21 protein-coding genes are annotated in these 19941 nt (G+C 66.6%); 6 read left to right on the forward strand and 15 right to left on the reverse strand.

Annotated features, from left to right (window positions below):
* The first annotated feature begins 21 nt into the window (after nt 1–21).
* The gene (locus AAHS21_RS25755) at nt 22–540 is read left to right on the forward strand and encodes an amino-acid N-acetyltransferase (protein WP_342930356.1); all 519 of its coding nucleotides are present in this window, start codon (nt 22–24) and stop codon (nt 538–540) included.
* 6 nt (nt 541–546) lie between these two features.
* Here AAHS21_RS25755 and AAHS21_RS25760 read toward each other — a convergent pair whose 3' ends face one another.
* On the reverse strand, nt 547–3066 hold the full coding sequence (locus tag AAHS21_RS25760; RefSeq protein ID WP_342930357.1) for a DNA translocase FtsK: 2520 nt from the start codon (nt 3064–3066) through the stop codon (nt 547–549).
* A gap of 218 nt (nt 3067–3284) precedes the next feature.
* Here AAHS21_RS25760 and AAHS21_RS25765 point away from each other — a divergent pair, with 218 nt between their 5' ends.
* The 3 genes from AAHS21_RS25765 to AAHS21_RS25775 are packed head-to-tail and all read left to right on the forward strand — an operon-like array spanning nt 3285 to nt 5298.
* A complete protein-coding gene (locus AAHS21_RS25765) occupies nt 3285–3599 on the forward strand; it encodes a putative quinol monooxygenase (RefSeq protein ID WP_342930358.1) in 315 nt (104 codons plus the stop codon).
* Nucleotides 3596–4420, forward strand: coding sequence for a mycofactocin-coupled SDR family oxidoreductase (locus tag AAHS21_RS25770; RefSeq protein ID WP_342930359.1), 825 nt, complete (start codon nt 3596–3598; stop codon nt 4418–4420). The genes AAHS21_RS25765 and AAHS21_RS25770 overlap by 4 nt, the downstream gene beginning before the upstream one ends.
* Before the next feature lie 5 nt (nt 4421–4425).
* Nucleotides 4426–5298, forward strand: coding sequence for an SAM-dependent methyltransferase (locus AAHS21_RS25775; RefSeq protein WP_342930360.1), 873 nt, complete (start codon nt 4426–4428; stop codon nt 5296–5298).
* Between the two features lies 1 nt (nt 5299).
* Here the strand turns inward: AAHS21_RS25775 and AAHS21_RS25780 are convergent, their stop codons facing one another.
* From AAHS21_RS25780 to AAHS21_RS25790, 3 genes are read right to left on the reverse strand one after another with little or no spacing between them, the layout of a single operon-like run.
* Nucleotides 5300–5905, reverse strand: a complete 606-nt coding sequence (locus tag AAHS21_RS25780; protein ID WP_342930361.1) for a hypothetical protein — start codon at nt 5903–5905, stop codon at nt 5300–5302.
* Between the two features lie 58 nt (nt 5906–5963).
* Nucleotides 5964–6290, reverse strand: a complete 327-nt coding sequence (locus tag AAHS21_RS25785; RefSeq protein WP_342930362.1) for a type VII secretion target — start codon at nt 6288–6290, stop codon at nt 5964–5966.
* Nucleotides 6291–6342: 52 nt separating this feature from the next.
* Nucleotides 6343–7689, reverse strand: coding sequence for an EspA/EspE family type VII secretion system effector (locus AAHS21_RS25790; protein ID WP_342930363.1), 1347 nt, complete (start codon nt 7687–7689; stop codon nt 6343–6345).
* Nucleotides 7690–7921: 232 nt separating this feature from the next.
* On the opposite strand from AAHS21_RS25790, the gene AAHS21_RS25795 reads away from it, so the two are divergent.
* Nucleotides 7922–8269, forward strand: a complete 348-nt coding sequence (locus AAHS21_RS25795) for a YbaB/EbfC family nucleoid-associated protein (RefSeq protein ID WP_342930364.1) — start codon at nt 7922–7924, stop codon at nt 8267–8269.
* A gap of 84 nt (nt 8270–8353) precedes the next feature.
* Here the strand turns inward: AAHS21_RS25795 and AAHS21_RS25800 are convergent, their stop codons facing one another.
* Together AAHS21_RS25800 and AAHS21_RS25805 are read right to left on the reverse strand one after the other, a co-directional pair.
* Complete coding sequence (locus AAHS21_RS25800) at nt 8354–8668, reverse strand: type VII secretion target (protein WP_342930365.1); 315 nt, start codon at nt 8666–8668, stop codon at nt 8354–8356.
* A gap of 47 nt (nt 8669–8715) precedes the next feature.
* Nucleotides 8716–10080: an EspA/EspE family type VII secretion system effector gene (locus AAHS21_RS25805; RefSeq protein ID WP_342930366.1), complete on the reverse strand. Its 1365-nt coding sequence runs from the start codon at nt 10078–10080 to the stop codon at nt 8716–8718.
* A gap of 265 nt (nt 10081–10345) precedes the next feature.
* On the opposite strand from AAHS21_RS25805, the gene AAHS21_RS25810 reads away from it, so the two are divergent.
* A complete protein-coding gene (locus AAHS21_RS25810; protein ID WP_342930367.1) occupies nt 10346–10693 on the forward strand; it encodes a YbaB/EbfC family nucleoid-associated protein in 348 nt (115 codons plus the stop codon).
* 58 nt (nt 10694–10751) lie between these two features.
* Here AAHS21_RS25810 and AAHS21_RS25815 read toward each other — a convergent pair whose 3' ends face one another.
* From AAHS21_RS25815 to AAHS21_RS25855, 9 genes are all read right to left on the reverse strand, one after another.
* Nucleotides 10752–12428 (reverse strand): ribonuclease J, encoded by a 1677-nt coding sequence (locus AAHS21_RS25815; RefSeq protein ID WP_342930368.1) that lies wholly within the window; start codon nt 12426–12428, stop codon nt 10752–10754.
* Between the two features lie 20 nt (nt 12429–12448).
* On the reverse strand, nt 12449–13351 hold the full coding sequence (gene dapA, locus AAHS21_RS25820; protein ID WP_342930369.1) for a 4-hydroxy-tetrahydrodipicolinate synthase: 903 nt from the start codon (nt 13349–13351) through the stop codon (nt 12449–12451).
* An 82-nt stretch (nt 13352–13433) separates the two neighbouring features.
* Complete coding sequence (thyX, locus tag AAHS21_RS25825) at nt 13434–14186, reverse strand: FAD-dependent thymidylate synthase (protein ID WP_342930370.1); 753 nt, start codon at nt 14184–14186, stop codon at nt 13434–13436.
* Nucleotides 14187–14191: 5 nt separating this feature from the next.
* Nucleotides 14192–15244 carry a restriction endonuclease subunit S gene (locus AAHS21_RS25830; RefSeq protein WP_342930399.1) on the reverse strand — a complete coding sequence of 351 codons (1053 nt, stop codon included), beginning with the start codon at nt 15242–15244 and terminating at the stop codon, nt 14192–14194.
* A complete protein-coding gene (locus AAHS21_RS25835) occupies nt 15241–16623 on the reverse strand; it encodes a type I restriction-modification system subunit M (protein WP_342930371.1) in 1383 nt (460 codons plus the stop codon). Before AAHS21_RS25835 ends, AAHS21_RS25830 begins: the two co-directional genes overlap by 4 nt.
* Entirely contained in the window at nt 16623–17846 is a 1224-nt protein-coding gene (locus AAHS21_RS25840) for a crosslink repair DNA glycosylase YcaQ family protein (RefSeq protein ID WP_342930372.1), read from the reverse strand. Before AAHS21_RS25840 ends, AAHS21_RS25835 begins: the two co-directional genes overlap by 1 nt.
* 41 nt (nt 17847–17887) lie before the next feature.
* Complete coding sequence (locus tag AAHS21_RS25845; protein ID WP_342930400.1) at nt 17888–18589, reverse strand: cell division protein DivIVA; 702 nt, start codon at nt 18587–18589, stop codon at nt 17888–17890.
* A 55-nt stretch (nt 18590–18644) separates the two neighbouring features.
* The gene (locus AAHS21_RS25850) at nt 18645–19142 is read right to left on the reverse strand and encodes a dihydrofolate reductase (protein WP_342930373.1); all 498 of its coding nucleotides are present in this window, start codon (nt 19140–19142) and stop codon (nt 18645–18647) included.
* Nucleotides 19139–19939 (reverse strand): thymidylate synthase, encoded by an 801-nt coding sequence (locus AAHS21_RS25855; RefSeq protein WP_342930374.1) that lies wholly within the window; start codon nt 19937–19939, stop codon nt 19139–19141. The genes AAHS21_RS25850 and AAHS21_RS25855 overlap by 4 nt, the downstream gene beginning before the upstream one ends.
* Nucleotides 19940–19941 lie beyond the last annotated feature (2 nt).

A 19941-nucleotide genomic window follows, 5' to 3' on the forward strand; every position in this document is an offset into this window, starting at 1 on the left:
CCGATGTCAATACTGTTACCCGTGACCGAACGTTCTCGGGAGAACCAGCAAGTGGTCGTCCGGCGCGCGCGAACATCCGACGTCCCCACGATCAAGCACCTCGTCGACACCTATGCGGGCAAGATCCTGCTGGAAAAGGCCCTGGTGACGCTGTATGAGGCCGTCCAGGAGTTCTGGGTGGCCGAGCTGGACGGCAAGGTGGTCGGCTGCGGGGCGTTGCACGTGTTCTGGTCGGACCTCGGCGAGATCCGCACCGTCGCGGTCGACCCGGCCGCGACGGGCCATGGTGTCGGCCACGCGATCGTCCAGTGCCTGCTCGACGTCGCGCGCGAGCTGCAGCTGGAACGGATCTTCGTGCTGACCTTCGAAACCGAGTTCTTCGGCAGGCACGGGTTTACCGAGATCGAGGGCACGCCGGTCACCGCGGAGGTGTTCGAGGAGATGTGCCGCTCCTACGACATCGGTGTCGCGGAATTCCTGGACCTGAGCTACGTCAAGCCCAACATCCTCGGCAACACCCGGATGCTGCTGCTGCTCTAACCGGCGTTATTCGTCGCCGTCGCCGCCGTCGGCGTTCGCCCCGCCGCGGATCAGCGCCAGCGTTCCGGCCAGCTCGTCGGGCTTGACCAGTACCTCGCGCGCCTTGGATCCCTCGCTGGGCCCCACGATGCCGCGGGTCTCCATCAGATCCATCAGCCGGCCTGCCTTGGCGAAGCCGACGCGCAGTTTGCGCTGCAGCATCGAAGTGGAGCCGAACTGGCTGGACACCACCAGCTCGACGGCCTGCAGGAAGACGTCCATGTCGTCGCCGATGTCGGGGTCGACGTCGGTGCGCTCCGCGGTGGGCTTGGCGGTGGTGACGCCCTCGGTGTATTCGGGTTCGGCCTGGTCCTTGCAGGCGCTGACGACGGCGTGGATCTCCTCGTCGGTGATGAAGGCCCCCTGCAACCGCAGCGGCTTGTTGGCGCCCATCGGCAGGAACAGGCCGTCACCCATGCCGATCAGCTTCTCGGCGCCCTGCTGGTCCAGGATCACCCGGCTGTCGGTCAGCGACGACGTCGCGAACGCCAGTCGCGAGGGCACGTTGGTCTTGATCAGCCCGGTGACGACGTCGACGGACGGGCGCTGAGTGGCCAGCACCAGGTGGATGCCGGCGGCGCGGGCCTTCTGGGTGATCCGCACGATCGCGTCCTCGACGTCGCGCGGTGCGGTCATCATCAGGTCGGCCAGCTCGTCGACGATCGCGACCACATACGGGTACGGGCGGTACTCGCGCTGGCTGCCCAGCGGCGCGGTGATCGCGCCGGAGCGAACCTTGGCGTTGAAGTCGTCGATGTGCCGCACCCGCGACGCCTGCATGTCCTGGTAGCGCTGCTCCATCTCCTCGACCAGCCAGGCCAGCGCGGCGGCGGCCTTCTTCGGTTGGGTGATGATCGGCGTGATCAAGTGCGGAATGCCTTCGTACGGCGTCAGTTCCACCATCTTCGGGTCGATCAGGATCATCCTGACCTCCTCCGGGGTGGCCCGCGTCAGCAACGACACCAGCATCGAGTTGACGAAGCTGGACTTACCGGAACCGGTGGACCCGGCCACCAGCAGGTGCGGCATCTTGGCCAGGTTGGCCGAGATCATCTCGCCCTCGATGTCCTTGCCCAGCCCGATCACCAGCGGGTGGTGGTCGCGGCGGGTGGACGGATCGGTGAGCACGTCGGCCAGCCGCACCATCTCCCGGTCGGTGTTGGGCACCTCGATGCCGACGGCGGACTTGCCGGGGATCGGCGCCAGCATGCGCACGCTCTCGGTGGCCACGGCGTAGGCGATGTTCTTCTGCAGCGCGGTGATCTTCTCGACCTTGACACCCGGCCCGAGCTCCACCTCGTAGCGGGTGACCGTCGGACCGCGGGTGCAGCCGGTGACGGCCGCATCGACCTTGAACTGGGTCAGCACCTCACCGATGGCCTCGGCCATCTGTGTGTTGGCCGCGCTGCGCTTCTTCGGCGGGTCACCGGCGACCAGCAGCTCCATCGACGGCAGCGTGTACGGGCCTTCGACCACCCGATCCAGCACCTGAGTGTCCAGCTTCTTGGCGGCACGACGGCGGCTCTTGGCTTCCCCGGTTTTCAGCGCGGGTTCTGGAACCGTCGGCGTTTCGTCGGGCAACGGGTCGTCGAGAACGACCGGGGGCTTGCCGGCCGCCGGCCACGCCCGCGGCTCCTCGTCGGGCGCGCCGTCGTCGTAGTAGCCGTCGGAGAAGTCTTCGTGCGCGTCGTCGTCGGCGTAGTCGTCGTCGTCCCCATCGGCGTACAGGTCATCTACGAACGGGGTGCCGACCCAGGCCCGCATCATCTCGGGCAGCTCGCGCAAGGTGGTGCCGGTCAGCAACAGCAGCCCGAACAGTGCGCCGATGAACAGCAGCGGCGCGGCGATCCAGGGCGTCAGCCCGTCGGCCAGCGGTCCGCCGATCGCGAAGCCGACGAATCCTGCTGCACGGCGGCGCAATTCGGGATCACCCGGCGAACCCGACCACAAGTGGCGCAGGCCGAGCAGCGAAAAGCTGATCATGCTCGCGCCTAGAATCAGCCGCGGCCGCGCCTCGGGGTTGGGCTCGGTGCGCATCAGCACGATCGCCACCGCTCCGAGCACGGCCGGCAGCGCCAGGACGCCGGCACCGATGAACGTGCGCAGCACCTGGTCGACCCACGCGCCGATCGGCCGAGCGGCGTTGAACCAGGAGCTCGCGGCGATCACGACGGCAAAGGCGAGCAGCACCAGCGCGATTCCGTCGCGCCGGTGTCCGGGATCGATGTCGCGGGCGCGCCCGATCGACCGAGCCGCACCCCCGGTGCCGCGCGCCGCCATCAGCCAGGTAGCCCGCATCGCGCGTCCGCCGGTCACCCCGGCGGCGACGAGCAGCGACCGGTGGTGCCGCTTGGCTGGCCGGCGCACCGTCTTGGCGGCCTTCTTGCGGGCAGGTGCCGGTCGCGCACTTCGGGACCCGCTGGAGCGCGAAGTGGCCTTTGACCTGCTCGTTCGGGTACCGGAGCGGGCAGCGGTCTTACTAGCCATGGGGTCTAGCCTAGTCGCATCAGCCCCATAATCACCATCTGCCACACGGGTCACAAACCCGTGTCAATTAGGTCGCCAACGCGCCACAGCATGCCGAAATGGCCGAAACCGCGGTGACCGCGGCCCCTTTCCATCTGGGTGGGCGCAGCCTGAGGACCGCCACCGTCGCCTGAGTAGGGTGACAACCATCCCCTCCGTCATCCCTCAAGGAGCTCCGCATGCCCGTCGTCGTCGTCGCCACCTTGACCGTCAAGCCCGAATCGGTTGACACCGTCCGCGACATCCTCAAGGCCGCGGCCGAGGAGGTGCACTCCGAGCCCGGCTGCCAGCTGTATGCGGTGCACGAGTCCGGTGAGACGTTCGTGTTCGTCGAGCAGTGGGCCGACGAAGAGGCGCTGAAGGTGCACAGCACCGCGCCCGCGGTGGGCAAGATGTTCGCCGCGGCCGGAGAGCACCTCGCCGGGGCGCCCGATATCAAGATGCTGCAGCCGGTGCCCGCGGGCGACGCGGATAAGGGACAACTGCGGCGGTGACCGCTCCCGGCCCGCTGCAGGGAAAGGTCGCGCTGATCACCGGCGCGGCCCGTGGCCAGGGTCGTGCGCACGCGGTGCGTCTGGCCACCGACGGCGCCGACGTGATCGCGGTCGACATCTGCGCGCCGATCCCCAGCGTGCCCTATGCCCTGGCCACGCCGGAAGACTTGGCGGCCACCGTCAAACTCGTCGAAGACACCGGAGCCCGCATCGTGGCCAGGCAGGCCGATGTGCGTGATCGCGCGTCGCTGTCGGCCGCCGTGCAGGCCGGTATCGACGAGCTCGGCCGCCTCGACATCGTGGTGGCCAACGCCGGTATCGCGCCGATGCAATCCGGTGACGACGGCTGGCGCGATGTCATCGACGTCAACCTGACCGGTGTCTACAACACGATCAAGACTGCGATACCGACCATGGTGGCCCAGGGTGATGGTGGCTCGATCGTGCTGATCAGCTCGGCGGCGGGGCTGGCCGGCGTCGGCAGCCCGGACGCCGGTTCCGTCGGTTACGCCGCCGCCAAGCACGGCGTGGTGGGGCTGATGCGGATATACGCGAATTTGCTTGCGAAGGAGATGATTCGGGTTAACTCGATTCACCCGTCCGGTGTGGAGACGCCGATGATCAACAACGAGTTCACCCGGGAATGGCTGGCCAAGATTGCCGCCGCGACCGACACGCCCGCGGCGATGGGCAATGCCATGCCGGTGGAGACGCTGGACGCCGAGGACATCGCCAACGCGGTGGCCTGGCTGGTGTCCGACCAGGCGCGCTACATCACCGGCGTGACGTTGCCGGTCGACGCGGGCTTCTTGAACAAGTAGCTGACATGGCGCGAAACCCCGCTGCGCAGACCGCTTTCGGCCCCATGGTGCTGGCCGCCGTCGAGCAGAACGAGCCGGTCGGGCGCCGGCTGGTCGACGACGACCTCGCGGATCTGTTCTTGCCGGCGCCGCTGCGCTGGCTGGTCGCCACGACCCGGGCGACGCCGATCCGCCGGCTGATGATTCGCGCGTCCGAATACAGCGGCCCCGGATTGTGGGCAAACCTGGCCTGCCGCAAGCGTTTCATCGCCGACAAGATCACCGAGGCCCTCGACGACATCGATGCGGTGGTCATCCTCGGCGCCGGACTGGACACCCGTGCCTACCTGCTGAACCGACGGGTCCGGATGCCGGTCTTCGAAGTGGACCTACCGGTCAACATCGCCCGCAAGGCCAAGACACTGCGGCGGGTGCTGGGCGGTCCACCGCTCTCGGTTCGCTTGGTGGCCTTGGATTTTGAGCGCGACGACCTGCTCACCGCCCTGGCCGAGCACGGCTATCGCACCGACTACCGGGCCTTCTTCGTCTGCGAAGGTGTGACGCAGTACCTCACCGAGGAGGGGGTGCGGCGAACGCTGGACGGTCTGCGGGCAGCGGCTTCGGGCAGCCGGCTGGTGTTCACCTACGTACGCCGCGACTTCATCGACGGGACGAATCGCTACGGCACCCGCACGTTGTACCGCACTGTGCGCCAGCGCAAACAGCTGTGGCATTTCGGCCTGGAGCCCGACGAGGTCGCCGACTTCATCGGCGAATACGGCTGGCGGCTGGTCGAGCAAGCCGGCCCGGACGAACTGGTCGCGCGTTACGTCGCACCCACCGGCCGCAAACTCAAAGCGTCACAACTGGAATGGTCGGCCTACGCCGAGAAGATCTAACTCATTTGTTACGGCCGTAGCGGGCAGCGAACACTTCCGCGCGAGCCGCGTCCGCCTGATCCTGCGTCGTCAGGCCGAGGCCGTTCTCCATGAACTCCCGTACCACCTCGGAGCCGTCTGACCCCAATTCGCGCATGGTTTCCGCCAGGGAGTCCCCGCCCAACAAGTACGCCTGCTGGCCCGCCAGCGCCTGTCGGCGCGCCAGGTCGGCAATGATGAGTATCTCCTCGGCGAGCTCGGCTTCACTCATGCTCGTCACCTTCGCCGAAAGCGCGACACGCCCCGTTGTGCCGTCCAGCAGTGCCGATACGGACACGGTCTCCGGGGGGTTGATCACCGTGTACATGCCGACAGCGCCCTGGCCGGCTTGCGCGGTCGGTAGCGGGGCGACGGCGTCCAGCGCGGTTTCGGTGTCGTCGGGCCCGCGGCCGGTTGGCTCGGGCACGTACGTGTCCAGCGCAGCATCGGACTGCTCGACAACGTCGTCGTGGCTTGCGTGAGCCGGATAATCCAGAAAGGCCAGCTCGTCTGACTCCGCGTCCGAGGCGGGCTTGTCTTCGACGAAATCCAATGCGGCCAGCGGATCTTGGTCGTCGTACTGCGGCATGGCCCCTTCTTCCTGAAATCGCTGCGCTGCCAGCGCAATGAGCACCCGTGCGGAAACGTCAGCGGTACCGATATTCCGCAAACTGCGCCGCGAGGCTGTTGCTCATGGCCTCGTCGGTGTTTTGGTAAGCGTTCTTGGCGGTCTGCAACCTCTGGGCGAGCGCAGCCGCGGTCTTGCTGACGGCTTCCGCCGTCTTAGCGCGGGCGGCCGAAGCTTTGGTGAAGGCGACATTGGACGCCCCGCTGATGACGCCGTGGGTGACCCATACCGCGTCCCGCAGATTGGAGCCCGTAGCTCCCGCCCTCAGCGCCTGGGCTGCCGCGGATTCCTGGGCGGTCGCCAGCGCGACGATGTGTTGTGGTGTGACGTCCAGCTTCTTGTCCATGGGCTCACTCCTTTGATTCTCTGTCTATCAGCGGCAACGACTCGGCGCCGCTTCACCCGGTCTTGGCGGCCACGCTTGACACTGGCCCGACAAACCCGGCAGCGACGTACGCATCAAGGTTCCCTAGGACCAGAGCGGGCACGTTCTCGCTTGCCTCACCGGCACGTGCTCCGTCCGGGCCCGGAGCCGCTTCGCCCGGTCGACTCTTGCTCTGCTGGGCAGGCTGAGCGAGAAGCTGTGCCCTGGCGCGGCTGAACAGCTCCGCGTGGGGAGTCAGCTGGCTGGCCACCGACGCGGCCGACCCCGACCTCGAAGCCAGCTGAACCAAAGTGGGCATGGTGGCCGTCGCCGCAGCCGGTGCGCCGTGCTCGCGCGCCTTCGGCGTGGCAGGCGTCGCGATGCCGACCGTGGCAGCCACACCCTGCTGAGCCGCGTGTCGCCCTTCCCCCCGGCCCGCATCCGGAGCGGTCACCGGATGACCGCCGACGGCCGAAACGCCTTGCCCGCCTGCCGGATTGAAGTGCGGTACGGTGGACGATTTGGACTGTGGAATCGGCGTCGGCGGGGCCGAACGCTGACTGAGCGGCGTAGGGGCCAGCTCCGCATATCTGTTGGCCAAAGCGTTCGCGCCTTGGGCGCGCTGCACCGAATAGCCGAGCACGGTGGACAAGAAACCGAGCGAGGCCGCAATGGCAGCCACCGCAACTGAAATCGCGAACGCCATCGCCAACGGGGGGCCGACCGGCGCAGGCACCAACATGGTGATGGCCAGTTCGGTGACCAGAGCACCGAGCAGGGTGGCTTTCAATGCACCGAAGGCCAACCGCATTTGGGCGACCAGTTCGGCATGCTCCTTGGTCAGGGCCGCCAACTCGAGATCAAGCTGGGCCAGCTTCGCTGCGATGTCCGCCAGATTCCTGTTGACCTCGGCATAGGCTTCGGAAGCCGCGCCTGTCCAGTCGGCACCGGGGAGGGCGGACTGCAGTTCGGTGGCGAGTGCCTGGAATTCTTCCGACCCGCTTTCGACGCTGTTTCCCTCGTAGGGATATCCGAATCCGGTCGTCAGCGAAAGAAGTTCCACGATGGTGATCGTCCACGAGATGATGCTCATCCCCTGTGCATACTGCGCTGCTCCCGCCGACCCGCCCATCTTGGCCATCATCGCCTCGCGCCCGAGATGGGACGAATGTTGAAAGACCTTGCCCACGAACCCATCTGCGGCGGGAACGACCACCACCCCGAGACCGGTCGCAGCAATGCCGGTACCCGTCGCGGCCTTCGCCATCGTGCTCGGTGTCGGGTTGCTCCAACCGGTCGAATCCAGGCCGAGGGTTGCGGCCTGTCCGCCCACCGAGCCCAGATTGGCGAGGACCTGCGCGACTGCCGAGAACACGGACATCGGTGTTGGTTCCCCCTACGTTCACCCTCGGTGCCCCGCGCCGCCGAGTTTTGCCGAACAACCTAACCCGAGCCCCGCGATGTCGTGTCCGAATAGCAAACAGTTAACTGGCTCTTTGCAAGGCGTGCACCAGAACTCGGGCCACAGTCTCGGGTGGCCGGAAACACCTGCAGGCAGCGGACGAGCCGATCTACACTGCGGAGCAACCGGAGACCAAGCCAGTAAGGACACCATGACCGACGATGTGCACCCCGAGGTCGCCGATGCGCTGCGGCAGGCCCACCAGTTTCAGTCGGCCCTCGACAACCAGGTGCATCGAACGGCCACGAATAGCGTTACCGCCACCGACGAAGCCAAGAGCGTCGAGGTAACGCTGGACGGACGTCGTTGGCTATCCGGACTCTACATCGAAGAAGGCCTGCTCAGGCTCGGCGCCGAGACGGTCCAGCAGCGCGTGAACGAGGCGCTGTGCAATGCCGTGGCCGCGGCGACCGCGGCCGACGCCGCCGACGGCGAGCGTTTCGTCGAATCACTGGCCGCAATAGCCGGCTCGCTCAAGAACAGTTTCGGGCTGAACTAACCAGACCATCTCTGCCGCAACGTTTTTCCGCCGACAAGCACGAGTCTCCATGCTACGGAAATGTCCCACTGCGCTTCGACGTGATCAGCGATCCAGGAGCTGTCGGTCGATGCTGTTGCCCGCTTCGTCGTCGGCGCTCCCGTAAACGGCCTTCGCGGTGCGTAGCTTGCCGGCAAGCCCGGTCGACGCCTTGCTCATCGCGTCGGCCGTCTTCTTGCGCGCGGCGGCGGCTTTGGTGAAGGCCACGTTGGATGTCCCGCTGATGACGCCGTGGGTGACCCATACGGCGACTTCTACATTGGAGCCCGCAGACCCCGCGGTCTTGGCCTGAGTACTGGCCTGGTCTTGCTTGGTCGCCAAATTGTCGAGGTGTTCTGGTGTGACGGCTAGATCAGTCATGGTTACTTCTCCTTGAATACTGCTGAATCACATTGGTCCGCAACGAATTACACGCTGCGCTGGAATGGGCTCGGCACCTCCGCCGGTGCGGCGGCCGCCGGCGCCGCCCCGATCGGTGCGCGCTCGGTCCCATAGCCACCCGCACCGTCGTCGGCGCGGACCTCGTTGACGGGTGCAGCGGCGTCCTCCTGCGGGTCCGGCTGGGCGAGCTGGCGCACCTGCGCCCTGGCCTGGTTGACCAGGCTTTCGGGCCGCGACACCCGGGCGGACAGGTTCGTGCCGGACATCGCGGCGGCCTGAACCAGCGTGGGCATGGTGCCCGTCGGCGCGGGCGCGTGAGCCGGCGCTTCCATGGCCGCGGGAGCGGCGGGTGCCGCCGGTGCCGCCGGTGCCGCCGGTGCCGCGGGTGCCGTGACGTCACGCTGCCCGCGTTGCTGCGCGCGATCGTCGGCTATGCTCGCCGGCGGCGCGACCGTCGGCGCGTCGGCGACGCCGGATGGTCCGGACAGGCCGGCCGAGATGGCCTCAAAGCCCGACACCACGGAGTTGGACTGGCGGGCGACGGCCACCTGCGCCTGAGCGACCGTATCGCTTTGAACGATTCCCGCGACCAGCGCCGCGTAGCTCTCGGCCAATGCATCCGCCTTCTTGCCGTTCTCGATCGAGTAGCCGAGCAAAGTCCCCAGGAAGGCCACAGCGGCTGAAATTCCCAAGCTGGCAACCGTGATCGCGAAAATTTTCGCTACGGCGGGGCCGGCCGGTGCCGGCACCGCCACCGTGAGAATCAGCTCGATGATGAGGGCCGTGGTCAGGAGATCGTTCAATATGCCGAAAGCTAATTGCATATGGGTGACCCATTCGCCCTGATTTTTCACCAGGGCCGCGAGCTGGCTATCCAGGTCGGCCATATTCTGCGCCGCGGTCTGCAGCGCCGTGTCCAGGTCGGCATAGGCTTGCGACGCGTCGCCCTGCCAACCGGTGTCGGGAAGTGCGGACTTCAGCTGCCCGGCGAGCGAAGTGAATTGCTGCGAACCGGTTTGCAGGGCCGTCCCGTCGTAAGGCGTCCCGAATCCGGTCGTCAGCTGCAAGAGCTGGACGGTGGTGATGGTCCAGGAGATGATGCTGGCCGCTTTGGCGAAGTCGTTGACGCCCTCTTTTCCGCCCATCCGGGCCTGCATCTGGATCAGGTCACCTTGGGACATGTTCTTGATGTAGCGAGACATCACCTTGCCGCCGATAGCGGCCCCAAAGGACCCCAGGTCGGCCGCGGTATTGGTCGCCGTCGCCGCATAACCTTCAGCACCCGGCGTGGAGCCGCTCCAGCCACTGAAATCGAGACCCAAGCCGGCGCCTTGCTGACCCAGGTTGGCCAGGCCGGCGATGCACCTGGCGGCAGAAGCAAAGATAGACATCGGAGATTCCCTTCATTCGAACCGGCAACGTTGCACCTAGGCAACAGTTGCGCATACGCAACGTAACACGGCATTTGACGCCATCTGCGCACCAATTTTCAACGCACTAATGGCATATGAAAATTGGATTCACTCAAAAAATGCCGACTAAACAGGTGCATTCGTCATGGCTAACTCGTTTTAAACTTGAGGAGATACTGGACCGAAAAACGTGACCAGTTCAGCCCCCGAAAATACTGTTCCTGACAAGGGAGGGACGGCACTGATGACCGCCCAAATGCACCCGCAGGTCGCCGAGGCGCTGGCGCAAGCACAGCAATTTCAGTCGATCATTGACGACCATATCCATCGAACCAACACCGACACCTTTACGGTGACCGATGAAACCGAAACCGTCGAAGTGACCGTGGACAGGCACCTGGTATTGATCGGCCTCACCATCGAGCCGGGCCTGCTCAGGCTGGGCTCCGAGGCGGTCGAGCAGCGCATCAACGACGCGCTGCGCCGAGCGGAGGCCGCCGCGACCGCGGCCGGTGATGCCGACGACGAGCGCCTGGTCGCATCACTTGCCGAAGTTACCAGCTCGCTGAACACCATTTTGGGCTTGACCTGAACGGTTGTTGCTGAAACAGCGAAAAGTATTGCGGTAAAATATGTTTGGTGTAAACGCGTCACACTTCGATGACGGTCGGAACGATCATCGGCTGGCGGCGATAGGTTTCGCCCACCCACTTGCCGACGGTGCGCCGTACGCCTTGCGCGATCCGGATCGGGTCGGTGACGTTGTCGGCGACCAGCGCTTCGAGCTCTTCGGTGACTTTGCGCACCGCGGGCTCGAGCGCCTTGGGATCCTCGGAGAATCCGCGTGAGTGCAGGTGCGGCGTTGTCACCGGTCGCCCGGTGCCGCGGGTTACCACCACGGTCACCGCGACGAAGCCCTCGGACAGAATCAGCCGCTCGCCCAAAGTGATATCGCCGACGTCGCCGGTAATGAGCCCGTCGACGAACATCTTGCCGACCGGCACCGCACCGGCGATCGACGCCCTGCCGCCGACCAGATCGACGCTCACGCCGTTCTCGGCCAGCAGGATTGACTCCTCGGGCACCCCGGTGGAGGCGGCCAGCTTGGCGTTGGCGCGCAACATGCGCCAGGTGCCGTGCACCGGCATCACATTGCGGGGCCGCACCCCGTTGTAGAGGAAGAGCAGTTCGCCGGCGTAGGCATGGCCCGAAACATGCACCCGGGCTTGGGCATTGGTGACCACTCGGGCGCCGACCTTGGCCAGCGCGTCGATCACGCCGTAGACGGCCTCCTCGTTGCCCGGGATCAGCGACGACGACAGCACGATCAGATCCCCCGCGGTCAGGGTGATACTGCGATGCTCGCCGCGCGACATCCGGGACAACGCGGCCATCGGCTCACCCTGGGTGCCCGTGGTGATCAGCACCACCCGCTCCGGCGCCATCATCTCGGCCGCCCCGATGTCGATCAGGTCGGAGTCGTCGACCCGCAGGAACCCAAGGTCCCGGGCAATACTCATGTTGCGCACCATCGAGCGCCCGACGAACGACACTCGCCGGCCCAAAGCCACGGCGGCATCGATGATCTGCTGCACCCGGTCGACGTTGGAAGCGAAGCATGCCACGATCACCCGGCCTTCGGCGCCGCGGATCAGGCGGTGCAGCGTCGGGCCCACCTCGCTCTCCGAGGGCCCGACGCCGGGGATCTCGGAGTTGGTCGAGTCACACAGGAACAGATCCACACCGGCGCCGCCGAGCCGCGACATGCCGGGGAGGTCGGTGGGCCGGCCGTCCAGCGGCAATTGGTCGAGCTTGATATCGCCGGTGTGCAAAACCGTTCCCGCGCCGGTGTACACGGCGATGGCCAGGGCGTCCGGGATGGAGTGATTGACCGCGAAGTATTCGCACTCGAACACGCCATGGCGGCTGCTGTGTCCCTCTTTGACTTCGACAAATACCGGCTTGATGCGGTGCTCGCGGCACTTCGCGGCGACCATCGCCAGGGTGAACTTGGAGCCGACGACCGGGATGTCGGGCCGCAGCCTGAGCAGGAACGGGATCGCACCGATGTGGTCCTCGTGCGCATGGGTCAGGACCAGCGCCTCGATGTCGTCGAGCCGGTCTTCGATGTGGCGCAGGTCGGGCAGGATCAGGTCGACGCCGGGCTCGTCGTGGGTGGGAAACATCACCCCGCAGTCGATGATCAGCAGCCGGCCCAGATGCTCGAAAACCGTCATGTTGCGGCCGATTTCGCCGATGCCCCCGAGCGCGGTCACCCGCAACCCACCTGTGGTCAACGGACCTGGCGGGCTGAGGTCTACATCCACTTTTTAAGCCACCCTTTGGGTCACCGAAGTACCGAGGCCGCACGCATGTCGGCGGCCAGCGCGTCGATCTGCTCCGGCGTCGCCGGCACCTGCGGTAGCCGGGGATCGCCGACGTCAATGCCCTGCAAGCGCAGACCCGCCTTGGACAGCGTCACTCCGCCCAGCCGGCTCATCGCATTGCACAGCGGCGCTACCGCGACGTTGATCTTGCGGGCGGTCGCGATGTCCCCGGAACCGAAGGCGGACAACAACTCCCGAAGCTGGCTCGCGGCGAGGTGAGAAATCACGCTGATGAAGCCCGTCGCGCCCATCGCCAGCCAGGGCAGGTTGAGCGCGTCGTCCCCGGAGTAGTAGGCCAAACCGGTTTCGGCGATGATCTGGCCGCCGCTGTGCAGATCGGCCTTGGCGTCCTTGATCCCGACGATGTTCGGGTGTGACGCCAGCACGCGGATCGTGTCGGGCTCGATCGGGACCACCGACCGCGGCGGGATGTCATACAGCAGCACCGGCAGTTCCGTGGCGTCGGCGACGGCGGTGAAGTGCGCGATCAGGCCGCGCTGGGGCGGCCGCGAGTAGTACGGCGTGACCACCAGCAGTCCGTGTGCACCCTCGGCCGCGCTGGCCTTGGCCAGCTTGACGCTGTGCGCGGTGTCGTAGGTGCCCGCCCCGGCGATCACACGCGCCCGGTCGCCCACGGCGTCGAGGACCACGCGCAGCAACTCGAGCTTCTCGTCGTCGGTGGTGGTCGGCGATTCACCAGTGGTTCCCGAGACGACCAACCCGTCGCAACCGGCGTCCACCAGGTGGTTTGCCACGCGCGCCGCCGCGGTGGTGTCAAGTGAACCGTCGGGGCCGAACGGCGTCACCATTGCGGTCAGCAAGGTTCCCAGCCGCGCGGGGGCATCGAATCCGACAGAACTCACGGGTCCAAGATTACCTGGCGGCACCAACCCGATTTCGCCGCCGCGCGGCTCAGTCTCCGGCGCGCGAGCCGACGCAGGCGGCTCAGGCTTCGGTGGCCAACGGACTGGTCGCGACCTCGGTGCCATCGGCCAGGGTGGAGATCTCGAAATCGGCGAACACCGCCGGCGCGACGTCGACGAGCTGACGCAGGCATTCGATGGCCAGCCGCCGGATCTCCACGTCGGCGTGCTCGCTGGCGCGCATCGCGACGAAGTGGCGCCACGCCCGGTAATTCCCGGTCACGACGATGCGGGTTTCGGTGGCGTTCGGCAGCACCGCGCGGGCCGCCTGGCGCGCTTGCTTGCGACGCAGAACCGCATTGGGCTGGTCGGCGAACTTGGCCTCGAGCTTGGCCAGCAATTCGGTGTAGGTGGCGCGGCTGGCGTCAGCGGCCGCGGCCAAGATGTCTCGCAGTTCGGGGTCGTCCTCCAGGCCCGGCGGCACGACGATCTGCGACTCCGTCTCCGGGACGTAGCGCTGCGAAAGCTGCGAATAGGAGAAATGGCGGTGCCGGATCAGTTCGTGCGTGCACGACCGCGAGATGCCGGTGATGTAGAACGACACCGTCGCGTGCTCGAGCACCGAAAAATGGCCCACGTCGATGATGTGTTTGATGTAACCGGCGTTGGTGGCGGTCTTGGGGTTGGGTTTCGACCAGCTCTGGTAGCAGGCGCGCCCGGCGAACTCGACCAGCGCGGGCCCGCCGTCGGCGTCGGTGGTCCACGGCACGTCCGGCGGCGCCAAGAACTCGGTCTTGGCGATCAGTTGCACGCGCAGCGGCGCGGTCTCGGCCACGGCGCCTACCTTAGCCGGGCCTGCCCCGCCATCAGCAACGGCAGCAGGGCGTCGCGGAAACCGGCCAGCCGCAGGGATTCGCTGCGCCGCGCATGACACAGCGCGCCCGCAGCGGTGATCGTCTGTGCCGCATCGGCGCTCAGGCACCGGATGTCGCGCACCTCGACATCCATCAGGTCCCGCGGCTGGATGCGTTGGTGGCTGGTCGAGGTTCCGGCGGCGTGCTGCTGCAGCCGCTGCGAAACGTCGGGTTGCCCCACTGCGGCCCACAGCGCCGAGGTATCGACGCCGTCGGGGGTGAGCACGGCGAATTCCATACTCGCCACTGCCATTTCGCAGGGCAACTGCACGACATTCCAGATACGCGGAATCCGCGGGTTGAGCTTGGCGAACAGCACACACGGTTGCGACAACACGAACTTGCCGCTTTTCACCGTCGCCCGCTCGACGCGACGTGCGCCGGCGCCGTCGTCGAACGCCGGAAGACTGAAATGCGCTACCACGGCGTCGAATTGCCACGGTTTGCGAACGGCCGTGGATAGTCGCGCCAGGCTCGACAGCGGTATGCGGTCACGGATCGGCTCGACGAGACCCAGCATCAGCCGCTCGGCGGCCTCGATCACGCGTTCGTTGGCCGCCACCTTGTCGTCGAAGGCGCCCAGTAGTGCGGCGATCCGCCGGCGTTGGCGTCCGGGAACGGTCCGCACCGAAACGTCACGCAGAATCGCCTGATTGAGCAGGGGTTGGCCGGACCCGGCCCGGTGATCGCCCAGCCGGCAGGTCTGCAGCGCGTAATACCAGTAGCGGGTCTCGGCAGGTTCTTTGGCCCGGCACACCAGCGCGTTGTCGGTGACCCACGCATCGGAATCGCAGTAACGCACACTGCCGCAATACGACCCGACGCGACCGAGCACGATCAGCGGGCCACTCGCGTTGGACTGTGCCGCGTACCCGATCGCGCCGTTGGCACCGTAAACGGGAAACCGCCCACCGGGCACCCGGGTCGGCGCGCCGCTTCCAGTGCGGAAGTCAAGATACTCGCCCAGCGTTGCGTTCAGCACAAGCGACGCACCTGTTCTCGCACCACCATTTCCATTCGCGCGGATTCATCCAGCGCCGCCAATAGGTCCCGGGTCAGCCGCGCGATCTTCTCCTCGGCCGGCTCCGCGTCCGCGACCGGCGCCGGAGTACCGACGTAGCGCCCCGGTGTGAGCAGGTAACCGGTGGCGGCAATGTCGTCCAGCGATGCCGACTTGCAGAATCCCGGAATGTCCTCATAGACAATATCTTTCGCCGACGGCGACCCGCACCAGGCGTGGTAGGTATCGCCAATCCGGACGACCTCCTCCTCGGTCAGTGCGCGTTCCGCCCGATCGACGAGATAGCCGAGCCCGCGGGCGTCGATGAACAGCACCTGTCCCGAGCGATCGCCTTTGTCCATCGCAAAGAACCACACGCACACCGGTATTCCGGTGCTGCGAAACAGCTGCGCGGGCAGTGCGATCATGCAGGACACCAGATCGGCGTCCACGATCCGCGCGCGAATGTCGCCCTCCCCGCTCACATTCGACGACATCGAGCCGTTGGCCATCACCACCCCGGCCCGACCACCCGGTGCCAGCTTGGCCAGGATGTGCTGAATCCAGGCGAAGTTGGCGTTGCCGGCCGCGGGAACACCGAAGCGCCAGCGCGGATCGTGCTCGTCGCGGGCCCAATCCTTGATGTTGAAAGGCGGATTGGCCATCACGTAGTCCATGCACACGCCGGAGTGCAGGTCTTCGACGAACGTGTCACCGTGGGCCAGGCCCGCGTTGTCGATACCGTGAATAGCGAGGTTCAACTTCGCGATTCGCCAGGTCTGCTCGACGCCCTCCTGGCCGTAGATGCGGACATCCTTGGGGTCGCCGTCGCGGGCGGCGATGAAATTCTCGGTCTGCACGAACATGCCGCCGGAGCCGCAGCACGGGTCGTACACCCGGCCGCGCGCCGGTTCCAGCACCTCAACGATCAGCCGCACCACGCTGGGCGGGGTGAAGAACTCACCACCCCGTTTCCCTTCCGCGCGCGCGAAATTGCCGAGAAAGTATTCGTAGACCTCGCCCATCAGGTCCCGGGGGCCCGGCCCGCCGAATCGCGCGTCCTCCAACAGCTCGACCAGCTCACCGAGCCGGCGCTGGTCGAGGTCCTGGTAGATCCGCGGTAGCAGTCCGGCCAGGGCCGGGTTTGCCGCCATTACCGCGCCCATCGCGTTGTCGGCGAGCCGACCGATACTAGTGGATTTCGCGTTGTCCACCAAGGTATTCCAGTGCGACGCGGAGATGTACTTGAGGAACACCAGCCCGAGCACGACGTCCTTGTACTGCCCGGCCGACAGGGATCCGCGCAACTTGTCGGCCGCTTTCCACAGCGTGGCTTTGAGCTCCCTGGACGGCGGCATCAGCTGACCCGCCGCAACTCTGCGGCCAAGTCGCCGCGGCTCGAGACCGTAATCCCGCCCAGGCCAAGCCATGACGCCATCGACTCCAACTCACCGGCCAGCGCGGCGGCGACCCGGGCGCGCGGGGCTCGATCGGGATCGGAGGGCTCGCCGAACGCGCCCACCACCCGCAGCGTGTCGGCGGCGCGATCGGCCTTGAGGTCGACCCGTGCCATCAGCTCACCGTCCACCAGCAGCGGCCACACGTAATAGCCGTAGCGTCGCTTGGCCGCCGGGGTATAGATCTCGATGCGGTAGTGGAAGTTGAACAGCCGCTGCACGCGGGGCCGGAAGAAGATCAGCGGATCGAATGGGCACAGCAGCGCGGTGCCGCGATCCTGTCGGGGCACGGTGCGCCCGGCATGCAGATACGCCGGCGCGGACCAGCCGTCGACCTCGACGCGCTCGATCTGGCCGGCCGCGACCAGCTCGGCGATCGCCGGTTTGACCTGCTGCGCGGACAGCCGGAAGTAGTCGCGGATGTCGGCCTCGGTGGCCACGCCCAGCGCGGTGGCCGCGCGCAGGCTGAGTTCGCGGATGGCTTCGGCGTCGTCGACCTCGCGGGCCAGCACGCCGGCCGGCAGCACCCGTTCCACCAGGTCGTAGTGTCGGGCGAACCCGACCCGGGTGGCCGTGGTGAGCACCCCGGAGGCGAACAGCGCTTCGGCCACCCACTTGGTGTCGCTGCGACTGCCCCACCAACTTCCCCGCGGGCCAGATGTTTGCGCCTCGAGATGGGCCTCGATCTGTCCGGCGGTGCTGGGCCCGAGTTCGGTGACCGCCTCGACGATCTTGTCGGCGAGCTCCGGTTTCGCCTTGACGATGTGGGTGCCCCACCGGCCGTGCCGGTACTGGCGCATCCGCCAGCGCAGCAGCGGCCAGTCGTCGACGGCCATCAGCGCGGCCTCGTGCGCCCAGTACTCGGCCAGCAACCGCGACGAGCGCGGCCCCCAGGCAGCGCGGTCCAGCACGTCGCGATCGTAGGGGCCGAGCCGGCTGAACACCGGAGCGTAGTGGGCGCGCACCGCGACGGAGACTGAATCCAGTTGTAGCACTTGGATTCTCGAGATCAGCCGGCGCAGGTGAGCGCGGGTGATCCCGCCGCCGGGTCGCGGCTCGGTAAACCCTTGGGCCGCAACGGCTATCCGCCGTGCCTGCGCGGCGGATAGCCTCCTGATCGACACGCGCCGAGAATACCGGTCAACCGGTCTCTTTCAGCGCAGGCTCACCCCGTGCTGACCTTCTCCTCCGCCGGTGCCGCGGCGCTGTCCTGCGGCGGATTCTTCTGTTCGTGGTATGCCGCCTCGAGCGCGGCCGGAACTGTTTCCAGGTCGCGGTAGACGCCCATCAGCTGTTCCAGCACCTTGATCCGCCGGTCGGTCGCGGCGTTCACCGCGCGCCGCGCCTGCTCACGATCCCGGTCGATTCGCTCCTTCGCGTCAGTAAGCAGCTGCTCACGCGCCTTGTGGGCATCGTCGCGCATGCCGGCCAGTTCAGCCTCGAGCGTTTCCCTGGTTTGGCGGTATTCGGCTTCCATGGCCTTTTGCCGCGAGGCCAAATCCGCCAACACGTCGCGGTGCTTTCGTTGCTCGGCCTCGATTTCCGCTTCGGCCGCGCTGATCAGCGCCTCCGCCTCGGCTCGTGCCTCGGCCTGCATCTCGGAAATCTCCTCGACGGCACGGCTCAGCATCTTTGCCATTCGCTGTTGGATCGCGTGCGGCGCCGGCGAGGTGTCGGTGAGCGCCGCGACCTCCTTGCGCAGCGCGGCCGCTTCCTCGCCGGAATCCTTCAACCGGGCCCGCAGGCTCTCGACGTCGTTGAACAGCAGATTCTGCTTGGTGGTCAACATCTCGATGTGCGCATCGACCGCGGCCGAGTCATAGCCCATCCATCTGCGGGCGAACGCCGTTGTGGGTTCGGTGATCACTGCCAATTTCCCCTCCCTGGAAATTCCGTAAACCGCCCAGCGCCGAGGCGAGCGGTCAGGACCGACGATAGCTGTGAAACCGATACCGCAACCCCGAGCGGCTGACCTGCCATTCCCCCGTCTCGCCGAGCCATGTCTCGTCGAGCACCGGCGCCATCGCGTCCTCGTCCTCGCGGATCAGGTCGATCTCGATCTCGGTGACTTCACACCGGGTGGCGTGCGGCAGCGCGAGCCGATAGATCTCGGCACCACCGATCACCCAGGCTTCGGGGTCGGTCAGGGCCCCGGAAAGGGCCGAGGGCAGGGAGTCAACCACGTCGGCTCCCTCGGCGACGAAGTCGCTGCGGCGGGACAGCACGATATTGCGGCGGCCGGGCAGCGGCCGCACCCTGGCCGGCAACGAGTCCCAGGTCAGCCGGCCCATCACCACCGTGTGGCCCACGGTCACCTGCTTGAAGCGGGCCAGGTCTTCGGGGACGTTCCAGGGGATGTCGCCGTTGCGGCCGATGACACCGGATGTGGACTGAGCCCACACCATGCCGATGAGTGTCATACAGCGACGGGAGCTTTGATCGCCGGGTGCGGATCGTAGTTGCGCACCACGACGTCGTCGTAGGTGTAGTCGAAGATCGAATCCCGTTGTGCCAGAACAAGTTCTGGATACGGCCGTGGATCGCGACCGAGCTGCGTGCGCACCTGCTCGACGTGGTTGTCATAGATGTGGCAGTCACCGCCGGTCCAGACGAACTCACCGACACCCAAGCCGGCCTGGGCCGCCATCATGTGGGTCAGCAGCGCATAGCTGGCGATGTTGAACGGCACACCCAGGAACAGGTCCGCGCTGCGCTGGTAAAGCTGGCAACTCAGCCGCCCGTCGGCCACGTAGAACTGGAAGAACGCGTGACACGGCGGCAGGGCCATCTGCGGGATTTCGCCGACGTTCCAGGCCGAGACGATGTTGCGCCGGGAGTGCGGGTCGGTGCGCAGCAATTCCAGCGCGGCACTGATCTGGTCGATGTGCTCACCCGACGGGGTCGGCCAGGATCGCCACTGCACGCCGTAGATGGGTCCGAGATCGCCTGTGTCGCTGGCCCATTCGTCCCAAATGGTGACGCCGTGCTGCTGTAGCCAACCGACGTTGGAATCGCCGCGCAGGAACCACAGCAACTCGTAGACCACCGATTTGAGGTGGACCTTCTTGGTGGTCAGCAGCGGGAAACCCGCCGAGAGGTCGTAGCGCAACTGGTGGCCGAACAGGCTGCGGGTTCCGGTGCCGGTGCGGTCCGATTTGACCGAACCCGTCTCGAGGACCAGGCGCAGCAAGTCCTCGTAGGGTGTGGGGATCGGCACGC

It is taken from the genome of Mycobacterium sp. 050272 (assembly GCF_039023525.1).
Taxonomy (GTDB): domain Bacteria; phylum Actinomycetota; class Actinomycetes; order Mycobacteriales; family Mycobacteriaceae; genus Mycobacterium.